We start from the raw sequence: 14,532 nt of genomic DNA, 5'->3' as shown, positions 1-14,532 counted from the left end.
GCCATCATTTGGATAGATCCAGTCGCCGGCCGTTAGCGTAGATGATCTGCCCGATAGCGCTCGAACGCAGCAATCGCGTCGTCGACGGTAATCAGCGTCATCACATCGTCGAACTCGATCTTGGTGCCCCAGCTGAGCTGATCGGCCGGCTTGTGCAGAAACTTGCGCGCCGCCGTGTCGTAACGGTCCACGCAATAGCGCACGTCCGAATACGGGCCGCTGCGTCGTGGATTGCTGGCCGCGTGCAACCCCAGCACCTTGCTGCCCATCGCGTTGGCGATATGCATTGGTCCCGAATCCGGCGTGACCACGAGGTTGGCGCGGGCGAGCAGCGCAGGCAGCTGCTTGAGGGTGTCTTTGCCGACCAGATCCAGCACCGGGGCATGCGCAGTCGCCACGATGGCATCGGCGGTGCTGCGTTCCAGTTCGCTGCGGCCGCCGCACAGCACCACGCGCCAGCCCTGCGCCGCCGCATGGTCGGCAAGCGCGGCGTGGCGGTCGGGATACCAGTTGCGCCGCACGTGACTGGAGCACGGGGAAATCATCAGTACCGGGCGGCCATCGTCGTCCCATTGCGCGTTCGCCCAGGCGTGCGCAGCGTCGGGCACCGGCAGGTCCCAGCGCACCTGGGTCTGGCGCAGGCCCAGCGGCTCGGCGAAGCTGCCGATGGCGTCGAGCACGTGGATGCCGGGGCGGTCGGCAATGCGTTCGTTGACGAACAGGCCGTGCAGATCCTTGGAGCGGCTGCGGTCGTAGCCGATGCGGCGGCGCGCCGGCACGAATGCCGACAGCACATTGGCGCGCAACGCCACCTGCATCTGCAACAAGGCGTCAAAGCGTCCCAGCGGTGCCAGTGCCTGGCGCAGCGCGCGCATGCCGGCCACGCCGCTGCGTTTGTCGTAGGCATGGAAGTGCACGCCGGGCAGGCCGTCGAGCAGCTTCAGGCCGGCATTGTCGATGATCCAATGCAGCTGCTTCTGCGGGAAACCCGCCTGCAGCGTGCGCACCAGCGGCACCACATGGGTCACGTCGCCCAGGGCGGACAAGCGCAGCAAACACAGCGATGCAGGCGTTACAGCCATGGTGTTGTTAGACTCGATAGATGGTTTCTTTCGACGCCACCGAAGCGCTGACGCCGTACCGCGAGGGCCGCGGCTATGGCGCCATTCTGTTCGACCGCGAACGGCTGCGGCAAGCCGACGCCGAGCTGTTTTCGCCGCAACACTGGGGCGACAGGGCGCGGCCGGTCGACGAAGGTGGGCGCGGCGGTGCCTGGTTTGTGGATGCGCCGTTCGGCCGCAGTGTGTTGCGGCAGTATCTGCGCGGCGGCATGGTCGCGCGCGTCAGCCGCGACCGGTATGTGTGGAAAGGCGCGGGGCGCACACGCAGTTTTGCCGAGTTCCGGCTGATGCGCGAACTGATCACACGCAAGCTGCCAGTGCCACGTCCACTGGCGGCCTGCTATCTGCGCGAAGGCCTGGGCTATCGCGCGGCACTGTTGATGGAGCGGCTGGAAGACGTGCGCTCGCTGGCCGACCATGCACAGGTGGCTGGGCGTGGCGCGCCGTGGGAAGCGACCGGGCAGTTGATTGCGCGTTTCCATCGCGCCGGCCTGGATCACGCCGATCTCAATGCGCACAACATCCTGTTCGATGCCGGCGGGCATGGTTGGCTGATCGATTTCGACCGTGGCGTGCTGCGCATTCCGGCCACGCGCTGGCGCGAGCGCAACCTCAAGCGGCTGCATCGCTCGCTGTTGAAGCTGCGCGGCAATCGCAGCCGCGAAGAGGTCGACAAGGATTACGAGCGGCTGCATCGCGCTTACGAGCTGGCCTGGGGCCGGGGCTACTGATGCAGTGGGCGTTGCGCGTGCAGGGGGTCGGCAATGCGTCGGCAGTGGCGCTTGGTTCGCCGATGGCCACGCTCGAGCGTGCTGGCGCGCCGTGGCTGACCATCGATTGCGGCAGCGAGGGGTTGACCGCCTATCAAGCGCATTACGGCCACCTGCCTCAGGCCATTTTCATCACCCATGTGCATCTGGACCATGTTGGCGGGCTGGAGCGAGTCTTCGTCGACAGCTATTTCTCCGAGCGACGCGGGCGCACGCGCCTGTATGTGCCGGCGCCGGTAGTGCCGCTGCTGCAGCGGCGCATCGCCGACTACCCCAACGTGCTGGCTGAGGGCGGGGCGAACTTCTGGGATGCGTTCCAGCTGGTGCCGGTCGGCGATGCCTTCTGGCACGACGGGGTGCGGCTGGAGGTGTTCCCGGTGCGCCACCACTGGCCGGAGACGGCCTATGGACTGCGTCTGAAAGGGGCGCTGGTGTGGACCGGCGACACCCGGCCGATCCCGGAAATGCTGAAGCGTTATGCGGACGACAACGAGCTCATCGCGCATGACTGCGGTGTTCACGGCAACCCGTCGCATACTGGCGTGGATGATCTGGAGCGGGAATACCCGCAGGACCTGTTGAGCCGCATGCTGCTGTACCACTACGCCAGCGACGCCGACGGCGACGTGCTGCGTGCACGCGGCCATCGCGTCGCCGTGCCTGGGCAACACCTGACGCTGGCGGACCCGACCGCCGAAACGGTGCGCTGATGGGCGCCTTGTCGCTGCCGACCCTGACCGGTGCCCCGATGCAGGACCGCTACGGTCGCCCGCTGCGCGATCTGCGCCTGTCGGTGATCGAAGCCTGCAATTTCCGCTGCGGTTATTGCATGCCGGCCGACCGCGTGCCCGACGATTACGGCTTCGATGCGCAACAGCGGTTGAGCTTCGATCAGCTGGAAACGCTGGTGCGGGCGTTCGTGTCGGTGGGTGTCACCAAGGTGCGCCTGACCGGTGGCGAGCCGTTGCTGCGTCGCGATTTGCCGATCTTGATTGCGCGACTCACTGCCATCGACGGCATCGAGGATCTGGCGCTGACCACCAATGGCACCTTGCTCGCGCGCCAGGCCAACGCGCTGCGCCAGGCTGGGTTGCGCCGTATCACGGTGAGCATGGACGCGCTCGAGCCGGCGCTGTTCAAGCGCATGAGCGGCGACCGTGGCGACATCGCGCAGGTACTGGCCGGCATTGCCGCCGCCGAACAGGCCGGCTTCAAACGGTTGAAGATCAATTGCGTGGTCCAGCGTGGCGTCAACGAAGATCAGGTGCTGCCGCTGGTGGAGCACTTCCGCGGCACCGGGCATGTGTTGCGCTTCATCGAATTCATGGACGTGGGCAGTTGCAACGGCTGGACGCCGGATGCGGTGGTGAGCTCTGCGCAGTTGCACGCGCGCATTCACGCACGCTGGCCGTTGATGGCACTGGACGCCAATTACACCGGCGAAGTCGCGCAACGCCACGCGTTTGTCGACGGCGCGGGCGAGGTGGGATTTGTCAGTTCGGTCAGCGTGCCGTTTTGCGGCGACTGCCAACGCGCGCGCGTGTCGGCCGACGGGCATCTGTACACCTGCCTGTTCGCCAGCCAGGGTCACGATCTGAAGCCGGCGTTGGCCGACGGCGAGCAAGGGTTGGCGACACACTTGCGTCAACGCTGGAGCATGCGTGGCGACCGCTACAGTGAAGTACGTGCATCAGCGGAGCCGCGTCGCGGCAAGCCGGTCGAGATGTTTTTGATCGGCGGATGAGTGAGCGCACGCTTCTGCGGCAGGTGCGTGCTGGAGCCGTGCTTGCTCGATCTATAGGTACGAGACGACAGGAACGCGCTAGAAGCACGGTTCTATCCTGAATTTTTGAATTCCTGAAGTCCGCCGCGTCCGCGCGCCACTGCACGCGGCGCGACGTCATCGCCGCGCCGCGTTCCAGTGCCGCTGTTGGCGGTTGCCACGCAGATGCCTTCGCGTGCGTGCTGCAGGCGCCGGATCTCGCGCAGCTGCGGTGCCCCACGGTCGATGGTAGCGGTGGGCTCGAACGGCATGCGTTGCGCAGCTCGTTATGGCGCAGGGGCCCGGATGATCACGGCGGCTGTTTCATCAAGGCACCCCATTCACCGACAATGCCGCATCCTGATCGCCTATCACCATGTCGTTTCCCATGCCTGCCAAGTCCCGTTCCACGCGCCTGACCCACCTGGATGATGCCGGGCTGCCCACGATGGTGGATGTCTCGGACAAGGCGGTCACCGCACGCAGCGCCACGGCGATCAGCCGGGTGCGGTTTCCGGCGTCCGTCGCCGCGCAGTTGCGCGCCAACGGCCTGCGCAGCGCCAAGGGCGGCATCGTCGAGACGGCGGTGATCGCCGGCACCATGGCCGTCAAACGCACGCACGAGCTGATTCCGTTCTGCCATCCCTTGCCGATCGATGGCTGTCGTTTCGAGATCGACTGGGCAGGCGAGCAGGTGCTGGAGATTCACTGCACCGTGCGCTGTGTGCATCGCACCGGTGTGGAGATGGAGGCGCTCACCGGCGCCAGCGTGGCGGCGCTGACGGTCTACGACATGTGCAAGGCGTTATCGCACGGCATGACGATCGGGCCGACCAAATTGGTGTCCAAGCGCGGCGGCAAGCGCGATATCGGAGTGGCGCAATGACTGCAACGGTGACGGTGTTGTATTTCGCCAGTCTGCGCGAAGCGGCCGGGATCGCCGATGAGCATGTGCAATCCAGCGCGCCGGATCTGCGTGGCCTGTATGCCGAACTCGACGCGCGGCACGGCCTGCGCTGGGCGCCTGCGCAGTTGCGCGTTGCCGTCGACGGCGCCTTCGCGCGCTGGGACGATGCGCTGCGCGATGGCAGCGAAGTGGTGTTTATTCCGCCAGTGTCGGGAGGTTGAGCGTGAGCGATGACATCGTGTCCATCTTTGCGCTTTCCGATCTGCCATTGCCGGTGGAGCAGTTGCGTTCCGGTGCCGCGCATCCGCATGCCGGTGCGTTTGCCAGTTTCGAAGGCTGGGTGCGCAATCACAACGAAGGCCGTGGCGTTGCCGGGTTGCGCTACGAAGCCTACGCCGCGCTGGCGCAGGCCGAAGGTCAGCGCGTGCTCGACGAAGCGACGCGCCAGTTCCCCATCGTGCATGCGCACTGTGTGCATCGGGTGGGCGAGCTGCAGATCGGCGACATGGCGGTCTGGGTGGGCGTCAGTGCGGCGCACCGCGGCGCCGCGTTCGACGCATGCCGCTACATCATCGACGAGGTCAAGGCGCGCGTGCCGATCTGGAAGCACGAGCATTACCTGGAAGGCGACGCGGGCTGGTTGCATCCTGAGTCGCAGTGACGTCCTCAACCGCGTGTGTGCGGTGGCGCGATGAACTGCTGGGGCTGCCGGTTTGGCGGGCGCCATCGTGTTCGATCATGCCGCGCCAAAAGTTAGCTGGTGTGGCCTAAGACGCTGCCGCAGCTACGCTGAAGCGCGCACCGCAATGGTCCGCGCGCTGAGGCATGCAGGAAGGTTAGGAAAGGCTCCGACGGTTGACCTCGGCGCCCGCATCGATCAATGCGTGTCGAGCATGGTGTTCCCGTTGCGGAGATGTCTGGCGCTGTCGTTACGGGCGTCAGTAATGCAAGCGAAGATCTTGGGCGTGGCGTGGCGTGGCGCACAGCACGCTCCGTGACGGATGCGGCTGAGTGCAGGCAACGGCATGCGCCTGTGGCATCGACCAGGTCGATCCAGCGCGTGCACAGACAAGTAGGGTGGTGTCCCCGCCGGTTGACCTCGGCGCCCGCATCAATCGATACCGTTGCTGCCTTCCGGCCCTGGCGGGATTTTCGATCTAGCGTCGCGAGGGACCGACGGGGCCACCATAAGACGTGGGCCACTGGCATGGCCCTGCGATTTGCGACGTTGGTGTCATTGCGCAAATCATGAAACTGGCGGAGAGAGGGGGATTCGAACCCCCGAAGCGCGGTTTAGACGCTTACACACTTTCCAGGCGTGCTCCTTCAACCACTCGGACACCTCTCCGTACCTGTACGACCGGGGTCTAACAGGGCCGCAAATTCTAGCGGTCGCCGGCCCGTACCACAAGCTGAATCTTTCCGGCGCAGTCGGTGAGACGGGCCGTGGCACAATATCGGCTCAGAACAAGCTGGTTGCCCGATGTCTTATCTCGTTCTTGCCCGCAAGTGGCGCCCGAAGCGTTTTGCCGAACTCGTGGGCCAGGAACACGTGGTCCGCGCGCTCACCAACGCGCTCGACAGCGGGCGCGTGCACCACGCGTTTTTGTTCACCGGCACGCGTGGCGTGGGCAAGACCACCATTGCGCGCATTTTCGCCAAGTCGCTGAACTGCGAGACCGGCACCAGTGCCGACCCGTGCGGCACCTGTCCGGCCTGCCTGGACATCGATGCCGGCCGCTATATCGACCTGCTGGAAATCGACGCCGCCTCCAACACCGGCGTGGACGATGTGCGCGAAGTGATCGAGAACGCGCAGTACATGCCCTCGCGCGGCAAGTTCAAGGTCTACCTGATCGACGAAGTGCACATGCTCTCCAAGGCGGCGTTCAACGCGCTGCTCAAAACCCTGGAAGAGCCGCCGGAACACGTGAAATTCTTGCTCGCCACCACCGACCCGCAAAAACTGCCGGTGACGGTGTTGTCGCGCTGCCTGCAGTTCAACCTCAAGCGCTTGGACGAGGACCAGATTCAGGGGCAGATGACCCGCATCCTGGCCGCCGAGGAGATCGAATCGGATCCGTCGGCGATCGTGCAGCTGTCCAAGGCGGCCGATGGCTCCCTGCGCGATGGCTTGTCGTTGCTGGATCAGGCGATCGCCTATGCCGGCGGTGCGCTGCGTGAGGATGTGGTGCGCACGATGCTGGGCACGGTGGACCGCACCCAGGTCGGGGCGATGCTGCAGTCGCTGGCCGACGGCGATGGCGCGCGCCTGCTGCAGGTGGTCGCCGCACTTGCGGAATTTTCGCCGGACTGGAGCGGCGTGCTGGAAGCCCTTGCCGAGGCTTTGCACCGCGTGCAGGTGCAGCAGCTGGTGCCGTCGGTAGCGTTCGTCGGCGACGGTATCGACCCGACCCCATTCGCCGCGCAGCTGCGGCCGGAAGTGGTGCAGCTGTGGTACCAGATGGCGCTCAACGGGCGCCGCGATCTGTATCTGGCGCCGAGCCCGCGCGCCGGCTTCGAGATGGCCGTGCTGCGCATGCTGGCGTTCCGCCCCGCTGCGGCGGTGCCGGCCGGAAGCAGCGACGATGGCCGCGGTGCCAGTGCGGGTGGCGGCGCACGCGCGTCCGCTGCGGGCGTACAGACGGCTGCACCGGTGACAGCGGCGGCTGCAGTGCCTGTCAGGCCGGTCGAGGTGGTTGAAGCGGCGTCGGGCGTGGGTGTTGCTACGGCGCCGGTAGCCACGGCAACGTCGGCTTCAACATCGGCACCAATAGCAACATCGGCACCGACACAAACACCACCGACACCAACGGCAACACCAGCCGACGCAGCCTCGGCGCCGGTTGTGGTGCTTCCTGCAGCAGAGCCGTCGCTCGATGGTCGCTCGTCCTCTGCTGCGCGCACTGACGACACGCCGCCGTGGGCGGTGGACGATGCGCCGGTGCGCACGCATGCTGCGCCAGCGTCCGTGTCCGACACGGCGGTTGTGCTGGCACCCGAATCTGCAATGGCGCTGCCGCCGGAAGCTGCTATTGCGGCGCCGATCATGGCGGTGCCCGAACTTGTGCCTGCGCTTGCTGCCGCCGCTGCTCCCGTGCCGACAGAGACGGCTGCAGATGCGCTCTCTGCTGGTCCTGCGTCTGCCGAAGCTTCGCCAGCTTCAGCATCGCTATCCGCATCGGCGCCCAGCAACGATGCGAGCACGCTGATCGAAGACAGCCGCATTGCCGACGCCGAACAGTGGCTCGAGTTGGTCACGCGTAGCGGGTTGAATGGCCCGTCGCGTCAGCTCGCGGCCAATGCGGCGTTTATCGGCCATCGCGATGGCGTGCTGCGGCTGGCGCTGGCGCCGGGCTTCGAATATCTCAACTCCGAGCGCTCCATCGCCAACCTGGCGCAGGCGTTGGCGCCAGTCCTCGGAGACACGCCGCGCATCGTGATCGAAACCGGCAGCGCCGATGTCGAGACCTTGCATGAGCGCGCCAACCGGCAGAAAGGCGAGCGCCAGAGCGCAGCCGAAACCGCTTTCATGAACGACCCGAATGTGCAGCAGCTGATCCAGCAGCAGGGCGCGCGGGTCGTTCCCGATTCCATCCGCCCTTACGACGAGTAACGACCATGCGTGGAAACATTGCCCAATTGATGCAGCAGGCGCAGAAGATGCAGGAAAACCTGCAGCGCGCCCAGGAAGAACTGGCCAAGCTGGAAGTCACCGGCACTGCCGGCGGCGGCATGGTCAGCGTGACGCTGACCGGCGCCAAGGAGTGCCGCAAGGTGCGGATCGACCCCAGCATCCTCTCCGACCAGGAAATGGCCGAGGACCTGATCGCCGCCGCCTTCAACGACGCCTCCAACAAGATCGATGCCGAATCCAAGGACCGCATGGGTTCGGCTACCGCCGGCATGCAGCTGCCGCCGGGCATGAAGTTGCCGTTCTAAGAATCAGGGATTGGGCATTCGGGATTGGAGATTGGCAAAAGCGAGATGGCTTTTGCCTTTGCGTATCCCGAGTCTCCATTCCCGAATCCCGGCCACGCGATGTCCTCCTTACTCGAACAATTGATCGAAGCCTTCCGGGTGTTACCGGGCGTGGGCCAGAAATCGGCGCAGCGCATGGCCTATCACGTGCTCGAGCGCGAGCGCGAGGGTGGGCGGCGGCTGGCGACGGCGCTTGCCAGTGCGGTGGAAAAGGTCGGCCATTGCGTGCAATGCCGCGACTTCACCGAGGCGGAAATCTGCCCGATCTGTGCCAATGCCAGCCGCGACCGGCAGCAGCTGTGCGTGGTGGAATCGCCAGCTGATCGTTTGGCGATCGAGCACGCTACCGGCTACCGCGGGGTGTATTTCATTCTGCAGGGACGGCTGTCGCCGCTGGATGGTATCGGCCCGCGCGAGCTGGGGTTGGACCAACTCGGCGAACGTCTGGCTGCCGGTGAAATCACCGAAATGATCATCGCCACCAACGCCACGGTGGAAGGCGAGGCCACCGCGCATTACCTGGCGCAGTTGGCGCGCCAGCATGGCGTGCGCCCCAGCCGGCTCGCGCAAGGCATGCCGCTGGGTGGCGAGCTGGAGTATGTGGATCGCGGGACGCTATCGCACGCCTTCGGTACCCGCAGTGAGGTGGTTTGAGCGCGGGGATTGGGGAGTCGGGATTTGGGATTGGTCAAAGCGGCCTGGCTGCGCGCTTCAGATTCTACGAAGCCCGAATCACCAATCCCGAATCTCGAATCACCAGCCGGCTGACCGCTGGGAGCATCCAGCTACCGCGTTGACAAAAACGGCGGAGGCGCCGGCCCTCTAAAAGAGGTGATTGCTGCTGGGCACGGATCGAGGATGCACAAAAGCTGCCAGACCACGCGCGCGGTAAGCTCTTATCAATCCCAAATGACCAATCCCTAATCTCCGCCATGTCCGACACCATCTTCAGCAAGATCATCCGTCGCGAAATCCCGGCCACCATCGTTTACGAAGACGGCGAGGTGCTGGGCTTTGAAGACATCGCGCCGCAGGCGCCGGTGCATGTGCTCTTCATTCCCAAGCTGCACGCCATTCCCACCCTGGACGACGTCCCGCCGGAGCAAGCGTTGCTGGTCGGCAAGTTGGCGCTCGCCGCTGCCGCGTACGCACGTGAGCAGGGCCTGGCGCAGGACGGCTACCGCATCGTGATGAATTGCCGCGAGCATGCCGGGCAGACGGTGTTTCATATCCATCTGCATCTGCTGGCCGGTGCACCGCTGGGCCGCTTCGGCACGCCTTGACGGAAGCGCTGGGCCTTGCCACCGATGTGACCAAACAGGTTCTCGAGCGGAAAGGGCAGGCCAGAGTTGAGCATCGCTGATTGCCAGTTCTGCGGTTGCGAGCCGATGTACACAAGCCGGCGCTCACAGCATCCGCGCAGTCGCGGTTCCAGCAGGGCTTGTTGCGCCCGCGCAGCGCCGGGCTGGCGAAATGGCGAAATAAGAATCCAGCAAAAACGCGCTAATGCCGGCGGCTTGCCCGCACAAACAAAAACGCCGCTCCTTCAAGAACGGCGTTTTGCATCACAGTTGACTCAGCAGTCGATTACCACCAGCCGCGGCCCCAGCCCCAACCGCCGCCCCAGCGCGGACCCCACGGGTCGCCCCAGGGGCTGTACGGGTACGCCTGAATCACGTCGACGTCGCGCACTTCCGGCCACAGGTAGACCACATCCGCCGCCACCTTGGGCAGCTTGTAGTCGTACTCGCCGATCTTGGTGGTCTCATAGCCTTCGATCTTGCCGATGAAGGTGACTTCGCGGCCGGGTTCGAACACCGCCGGGTCATAGAAGCCCGAGCGGCAGGCCAGGAAGCGGCCATCGCTGGCATCCACGGCATTGCGGTCCGGGCGGCCGCTGGCGTTGAGCGGGCGCGAGATCAACTCGAAGCAGGTCTGGCCCTGGCTCGGCTTGGTCTGGATGATCTTGCCGCCCCAGCGCACCGAAGTGCCGAGCTGCGCGCTGGCAGTGGAATCGCTCGGGCTGACCGTGGGGAACTGGCCCTGCAGCGGCTTGGGCGCGGTGGCGCAGGCTGCGAGCCCGAGCACGGCGACAATGGGAAAAAGAAAGCGGGTACTCATGAGGAAACTCCGGTTCGCGGGCGATGCTGCTGCAGATCTTTGAGGAGTGAGGCGCTGTCCGAATCAGCGCCAGCGTAGCGCGCGGCAGCGAAACGTTGGCTGAGTGCCAACAGTGTGGTGTCGGGGTGGGTGCGGGCGACGCGTTGCGCCCAGGCGATGGCCGGTTCGTGCAGTTCGCGAGCAAGACCCAGCTTGCCGTAGCGCCGGCTCAGCCGGTGCCAGGCGCGCAGCAGCGGGTCGCGTTCGCGTTCGCCGCGCGCCAGCAACCAGCTCATCCACGCCAGTGCGCTGACCGCGAACACGCCGAAGATGGCGGCCAGTTGGGTGGGCTCCAGGCGGTCGATGCCAAACGGCTGCAGCAGCCGTTGTTGGCGGTCAGCATTGAAGGACAGCACCAGATCGTTCCAGCCGCGCCGCAGCCAGTCGCTGACCTGGCCCAGGCCGGCCCAGGTGCCGAGCTGGGCAAAGTTGTTCCCATCGGTTTGCAGGCGATCTTCCAGCGTGTCGTAGATGCGTTCCGGCGCCACGGCGGCAGTGGGGTCCACACGCACCCAGCCGCGGCCGGCCAACCACACCTCGGTCCATGCATGCGCATCCATGCGGCGCACCACCCAGTAGTTGCCCAGCCCGTTGTAGGTGCCACCCGCATAGCCGGTGACCACGCGCGCGGGGATGCCGGCGGCGCGCATCAGCACCACGAACGAGGAGCTGAAGTGTTCGCAAAACCCGGCTTTCTGCTGGAACAGGAATTCATCCACGCTATTGCGGCCAAGCAGTGGCGTGTCCAGCGTGTAGGCGAATTCGCGGGTGATCCACCCCAGTGCGCGCTGCACCACGGCATCGTCGTTGTTGCCGGCTTCGGCCCGCCATTGCCTGGCAAGCGCAACGGTGCGCGGATTGAAGCCGGGCGGCAGCGCGAGTGCACGCTTGCGCAACTGATCGGGCAGGTCGGTATCGAAACGTGCCGGTGGCGCCGATTGCAATTCCCAGCGGGTCAGTGCGCTCAATGGCCGCTGCGCGAACAGTTCGTAATCGGGCGACAGCTCGGCGTCGGCCACGCCCTGGGTCGGCAGGTCCAGCGACACCAATTGGCGACGATCGGTGGGCTCGTAATCCAGTCGATAACGATAGGTCTGCGGGCCGGGCGTGACCGACGCGGGTTGGCCACGACCGGTCCAGCGCGCGCGCTGCCAGGTGCGGCCGTCGAAATCCCACATCACCGGCCCACGCCAGTAGCGCTGCGGCGGCGGTGGCGCCTTGCCGGTGAATTGCACGCGCAAGGCCGGGCTGTCGTCGGCCATCAGGTCGATCCATTCGCCCGGCGACATGTTGTCCGAGAGTCCTGGCCGGGACAATGCGCGCTCGGGCACGCCCCAGAGCGGCGAACTCAGACGCGGCAGCAACCAGAAGGTGGCCAGCGCCAGTGGCACCCCGATGGCCACCAGCTTGCCGATCCCACGCAACTGCAGGCGTAGCGAAGGCGTGCGGGTGCGATGCTCCTCGTCGGTCAGCCGCTGCATGCTGAGCAAGGCGCTGACCACTGCCAGCAGGGCCAGGCCCATGGTTGCCGGGCCCTGGTCGAGCAGGAATGCCGCAAACGGCGCGAACAAGGCAAAGCCGAGCAGGCTGCGCGCATCGCGCAGGGTGCGCAGTTCGGAGGCCTTGATCGCCAGCATTGCCGCCAGCACTGCACAGCCGGTATCGCGGCCAAAGCGCATGCCGATCTGCCAGTAAACCGCCGCCAGCATTGCGATCACCAGCAATACCCGCACCGGCGCCATCACGGTGCCGCGCCAGCTCAGCACGCCGACCAGGACCGCGGCTACCGCAATGGTGATAGCGAGCAGGCCGGGCAGCTGCAGCAATAACGGTGCCAGTGCCAGCCAGCTGGTGGCCAGGACCCAGCCGCGGCTGGGCTGGCTGATCGGGAGGGATGGCTCAGTCATGAGGAAGCAGCGCCAGGGCGCGCAGGCACAAGTGCTGGTGGGACGGGCCTTGCGCAGGCCCCAGTGGTGGCTGGCCTGGCAGCAGCAGGCGATAACGCCGCCCGTCGCGCTCGGCCAGATTGACCCAGCGGGCAAGCCGCGCGATGCGGCGTTCGTACGGCAGCGCGTGCAGCGTGCGCCAGTCCAGCGTCACTTCGATGCCCAGCGGCTGTTCGTATTCGCGTACCAGCAAGGTGTCGCGACGCGCGGAATGCTTCCAGGAAATCGTGCGCGGCGCATCGCCGGCGCGATATGGACGCAGCTGATGCAGTTCTTCGCCTTGCGCGTGCAGGCGGGTCTGGTTGGGCGAACCGGCGCCGTCGGGCAACGTGGGGCCGTGGTCTTCGGGTTTGGGGTAGGCCAGCAGCGGGGTTTCCGGCCACACCCATGACCAGGCCCGCACCAGGCCCAGCGGCTGAGTGCTCGACAGCCGGATGCGTTCGATGTCCTGCCAGCCGCGCTGCGTGGTGGGCACCAGCAGGTCGACGTCGGCCATCTCGTGCTCGACCAGCGAACAGAAACCGCTACTTTGCAGATGGTCCAGCCGCAGCCCGCGCCGCACGCGGGTATCGCGACGTGCCAGCGACACCCGCATCCGCAGCGGTTCGCCGGCCACCACAGGTTCGGCCGAGACCGCTTCGATACGCAGCGCCGACAACTGCAGATGCGCCATGATGCTGCTGGCGATCCCGGCGGTGGCCAGCAGCAGGGCTAGCAGCAACGCCGGGTTGTTGTTGTAGTTCAACGCGCCCATCAGCATCGCCAGCAGCAAGCCGGTGATGAACAACCCGAAGCGGGTCGGCAACACATAGATGCGCCGCCGATCCAGCACGATCGGCAACGCTTCCGCTCCCCGCGGACGGGCCAGCAGGCTGAGCCGGCGGCCGATGCCGCACAAGGGTGCACGCACGTGTGTCAGTCCACCGGCACGCTGTGCAGCAGCGCCTTGGCCAGCGCCGGCCCGGAGGACGATTCTGCTTCCGGCACCAGCCGATGCCCGGCCACGGCCACGAACAGCGCCTGCACGTCTTCCGGCAGCACATGCTCGCGTCCAAGCAGCAGCGCATACGCCTTGGCGGCGCGCAGCAGCGCGATGCCGGCACGCGGCGACAGGCCAACCCGCACGCCGGCGTGCTGGCGGCTACGCAGCAGCAGCGCTTGCACGTAGCCGATCAAGGCATCGCTGGTGTGGATCTGATTGACCCCCGCACGCAGCGCGACCACCTCGGTATCGCTTAGCTGCGGTGCGGCCTGGGCGATCAGTTCGCGTCGGTCCACCCCGGACAGGAGCGCGCGCTCGGCATCTGCGCTGGGGTAGCCCAGGCTGAGCCGCAGCAGAAAGCGATCCAGCTGCGAGTCCGGCAACGGAAACGTGCCGGACAGGTCGACCGGATTCTGCGTGGCGATCACGAAGAACGGTTCCGGCAAGGCATGCGTCACGCCATCCAGGGTGACCTGTTGTTCGGCCATGGCTTCCAGCAGCGAGCTCTGCGTGCGCGGCGGCGCGCGATTGATCTCATCGGCCAGCAGCACATGGGTGAACACCGGGCCGGGGTGGAACTGGAACTGGCGCGAGGCCGCGTCGTACACCGACACGCCCAGCACATCGGCCGGCAGCAGGTCGGAGGTGAACTGCACGCGCTGGAACCCCAATCCCAGGCTGGAGGCCATGGCGTGGGCCAGGGTGGTCTTGCCCAGGCCGGGCAGGTCTTCGATCAACAGATGTCCCCCGGACAGCAGCGCCACGAACGCCAATCGCACTTCCTGCGCCTTGCCCAACAACAGCGAATTGACCTGGTCTTGCGCGCGCCGCAGCGATTGGCGCAGCGCATCGGTTAGCATTTCCGTGGAACGCAGCGGTGTCGACATCACAATTCCGTAGGTG

General features: G+C 66.0%; 15 protein-coding genes, 1 tRNA gene and 1 other RNA gene. 10 read left to right on the top strand and 7 right to left on the bottom strand.

Features of this window, described 5'->3' with window-relative positions; genetic code table 11:
• Nucleotides 1-32: 32 nt before the first annotated feature.
• The gene (locus RQH86_RS06160; RefSeq protein WP_311239707.1) at nucleotides 33-1,082 is read right to left on the bottom strand and encodes a glycosyltransferase family 9 protein; all 1,050 of its coding nucleotides are present in this window, start codon (nucleotides 1,080-1,082) and stop codon (nucleotides 33-35) included.
• Between the two features lie 20 nt (nucleotides 1,083-1,102).
• Here RQH86_RS06160 and RQH86_RS06155 point away from each other — a divergent pair, with 20 nt between their 5' ends.
• The 6 genes from RQH86_RS06155 to RQH86_RS06130 all read left to right on the top strand — a co-directional run bounded on the left by RQH86_RS06155 (nucleotide 1,103) and on the right by RQH86_RS06130 (nucleotide 5,221).
• Complete coding sequence (locus RQH86_RS06155; RefSeq protein ID WP_115512369.1) at nucleotides 1,103-1,852, top strand: 3-deoxy-D-manno-octulosonic acid kinase; 750 nt, start codon at nucleotides 1,103-1,105, stop codon at nucleotides 1,850-1,852.
• Nucleotides 1,852-2,601: an MBL fold metallo-hydrolase gene (locus tag RQH86_RS06150; RefSeq protein ID WP_115558931.1), complete on the top strand. Its 750-nt coding sequence runs from the start codon at nucleotides 1,852-1,854 to the stop codon at nucleotides 2,599-2,601. Before RQH86_RS06155 ends, RQH86_RS06150 begins: the two co-directional genes overlap by 1 nt.
• Complete coding sequence (gene moaA / locus RQH86_RS06145; RefSeq protein ID WP_311239706.1) at nucleotides 2,601-3,635, top strand: GTP 3',8-cyclase MoaA; 1,035 nt, start codon at nucleotides 2,601-2,603, stop codon at nucleotides 3,633-3,635. Before RQH86_RS06150 ends, moaA begins: the two co-directional genes overlap by 1 nt.
• Nucleotides 3,636-4,041: 406 nt before the next feature.
• Nucleotides 4,042-4,539, top strand: a complete 498-nt coding sequence (gene moaC / locus RQH86_RS06140) for a cyclic pyranopterin monophosphate synthase MoaC (protein ID WP_311239705.1) — start codon at nucleotides 4,042-4,044, stop codon at nucleotides 4,537-4,539.
• Nucleotides 4,536-4,781, top strand: coding sequence for a MoaD/ThiS family protein (locus RQH86_RS06135; RefSeq protein ID WP_311239704.1), 246 nt, complete (start codon nucleotides 4,536-4,538; stop codon nucleotides 4,779-4,781). Before moaC ends, RQH86_RS06135 begins: the two co-directional genes overlap by 4 nt.
• Nucleotides 4,778-5,221, top strand: coding sequence for a molybdenum cofactor biosynthesis protein MoaE (locus tag RQH86_RS06130; RefSeq protein ID WP_311239703.1), 444 nt, complete (start codon nucleotides 4,778-4,780; stop codon nucleotides 5,219-5,221). Before RQH86_RS06135 ends, RQH86_RS06130 begins: the two co-directional genes overlap by 4 nt.
• 422 nt (nucleotides 5,222-5,643) lie before the next feature.
• Here the strand turns inward: RQH86_RS06130 and ffs are convergent.
• An RNA gene (ffs, locus tag RQH86_RS06125) (signal recognition particle sRNA small type) lies at nucleotides 5,644-5,740 on the bottom strand.
• A gap of 75 nt (nucleotides 5,741-5,815) precedes the next feature.
• Nucleotides 5,816-5,908: transfer RNA gene (locus tag RQH86_RS06120), tRNA-Ser, on the bottom strand.
• 135 nt (nucleotides 5,909-6,043) lie between these two features.
• On the opposite strand from RQH86_RS06120, the gene dnaX reads away from it, so the two are divergent.
• From dnaX to RQH86_RS06100, 4 genes are all read left to right on the top strand, one after another.
• Entirely contained in the window at nucleotides 6,044-8,176 is a 2,133-nt protein-coding gene (gene dnaX, locus RQH86_RS06115) for a DNA polymerase III subunit gamma/tau (RefSeq protein ID WP_311239702.1), read from the top strand.
• A gap of 5 nt (nucleotides 8,177-8,181) precedes the next feature.
• Nucleotides 8,182-8,502, top strand: coding sequence for a YbaB/EbfC family nucleoid-associated protein (locus RQH86_RS06110; RefSeq protein WP_005913896.1), 321 nt, complete (start codon nucleotides 8,182-8,184; stop codon nucleotides 8,500-8,502).
• Nucleotides 8,503-8,601: 99 nt separating this feature from the next.
• Entirely contained in the window at nucleotides 8,602-9,195 is a 594-nt protein-coding gene (recR, locus tag RQH86_RS06105) for a recombination mediator RecR (protein ID WP_055845864.1), read from the top strand.
• 278 nt (nucleotides 9,196-9,473) lie between these two features.
• Nucleotides 9,474-9,824, top strand: coding sequence for a histidine triad nucleotide-binding protein (locus RQH86_RS06100; RefSeq protein WP_311239701.1), 351 nt, complete (start codon nucleotides 9,474-9,476; stop codon nucleotides 9,822-9,824).
• Nucleotides 9,825-10,128: 304 nt separating this feature from the next.
• Here RQH86_RS06100 and RQH86_RS06095 read toward each other — a convergent pair whose 3' ends face one another.
• Genes RQH86_RS06095 through RQH86_RS06080 form a run of 4 tightly spaced genes read right to left on the bottom strand, consistent with a single transcriptional unit; the run spans nucleotide 10,129 to nucleotide 14,516 of the window.
• Complete coding sequence (locus RQH86_RS06095) at nucleotides 10,129-10,662, bottom strand: Slp family lipoprotein (protein WP_311239700.1); 534 nt, start codon at nucleotides 10,660-10,662, stop codon at nucleotides 10,129-10,131.
• Entirely contained in the window at nucleotides 10,659-12,608 is a 1,950-nt protein-coding gene (locus RQH86_RS06090; protein ID WP_311239699.1) for a DUF3488 and transglutaminase-like domain-containing protein, read from the bottom strand. The genes RQH86_RS06095 and RQH86_RS06090 overlap by 4 nt, the downstream gene beginning before the upstream one ends.
• On the bottom strand, nucleotides 12,601-13,557 hold the full coding sequence (locus RQH86_RS06085) for a DUF58 domain-containing protein (RefSeq protein ID WP_311239698.1): 957 nt from the start codon (nucleotides 13,555-13,557) through the stop codon (nucleotides 12,601-12,603). Before RQH86_RS06085 ends, RQH86_RS06090 begins: the two co-directional genes overlap by 8 nt.
• 5 nt (nucleotides 13,558-13,562) lie before the next feature.
• Nucleotides 13,563-14,516, bottom strand: a complete 954-nt coding sequence (locus tag RQH86_RS06080; protein WP_055845849.1) for a MoxR family ATPase — start codon at nucleotides 14,514-14,516, stop codon at nucleotides 13,563-13,565.
• Nucleotides 14,517-14,532: the final 16 nt, after the last annotated feature.

The organism is Xanthomonas sp. WCS2018Noco2-27, from assembly GCF_031843525.1.
Classification (GTDB): domain Bacteria; phylum Pseudomonadota; class Gammaproteobacteria; order Xanthomonadales; family Xanthomonadaceae; genus Xanthomonas.
This window is presented reverse-complemented; position numbering and strand designations above follow the sequence as displayed.

Bases quoted from the DNA above. Each gene is read 5' to 3' on its own strand.
- RQH86_RS06160 (WP_311239707.1), bottom strand. From the start codon at position 1,082: ATGGCTGTAACGCCTGCATCGCTGTGTTTGCTGCGCTTGTCCGCCCTG.
- RQH86_RS06155 (WP_115512369.1), top strand. From the start codon at position 1,103: ATGGTTTCTTTCGACGCCACCGAAGCGCTGACGCCGTACCGCGAGGGC.
- RQH86_RS06150 (WP_115558931.1), top strand. From the start codon at position 1,852: ATGCAGTGGGCGTTGCGCGTGCAGGGGGTCGGCAATGCGTCGGCAGTG.
- moaA (WP_311239706.1), top strand. From the start codon at position 2,601: ATGGGCGCCTTGTCGCTGCCGACCCTGACCGGTGCCCCGATGCAGGAC.
- moaC (WP_311239705.1), top strand. From the start codon at position 4,042: ATGCCTGCCAAGTCCCGTTCCACGCGCCTGACCCACCTGGATGATGCC.
- RQH86_RS06135 (WP_311239704.1), top strand. From the start codon at position 4,536: ATGACTGCAACGGTGACGGTGTTGTATTTCGCCAGTCTGCGCGAAGCG.
- dnaX (WP_311239702.1), top strand. From the start codon at position 6,044: ATGTCTTATCTCGTTCTTGCCCGCAAGTGGCGCCCGAAGCGTTTTGCC.
- RQH86_RS06110 (WP_005913896.1), top strand. From the start codon at position 8,182: ATGCGTGGAAACATTGCCCAATTGATGCAGCAGGCGCAGAAGATGCAG.
- recR (WP_055845864.1), top strand. From the start codon at position 8,602: ATGTCCTCCTTACTCGAACAATTGATCGAAGCCTTCCGGGTGTTACCG.
- RQH86_RS06100 (WP_311239701.1), top strand. From the start codon at position 9,474: ATGTCCGACACCATCTTCAGCAAGATCATCCGTCGCGAAATCCCGGCC.
- RQH86_RS06095 (WP_311239700.1), bottom strand. From the start codon at position 10,662: ATGAGTACCCGCTTTCTTTTTCCCATTGTCGCCGTGCTCGGGCTCGCA.
- RQH86_RS06090 (WP_311239699.1), bottom strand. From the start codon at position 12,608: ATGACTGAGCCATCCCTCCCGATCAGCCAGCCCAGCCGCGGCTGGGTC.
- RQH86_RS06080 (WP_055845849.1), bottom strand. From the start codon at position 14,516: ATGTCGACACCGCTGCGTTCCACGGAAATGCTAACCGATGCGCTGCGC.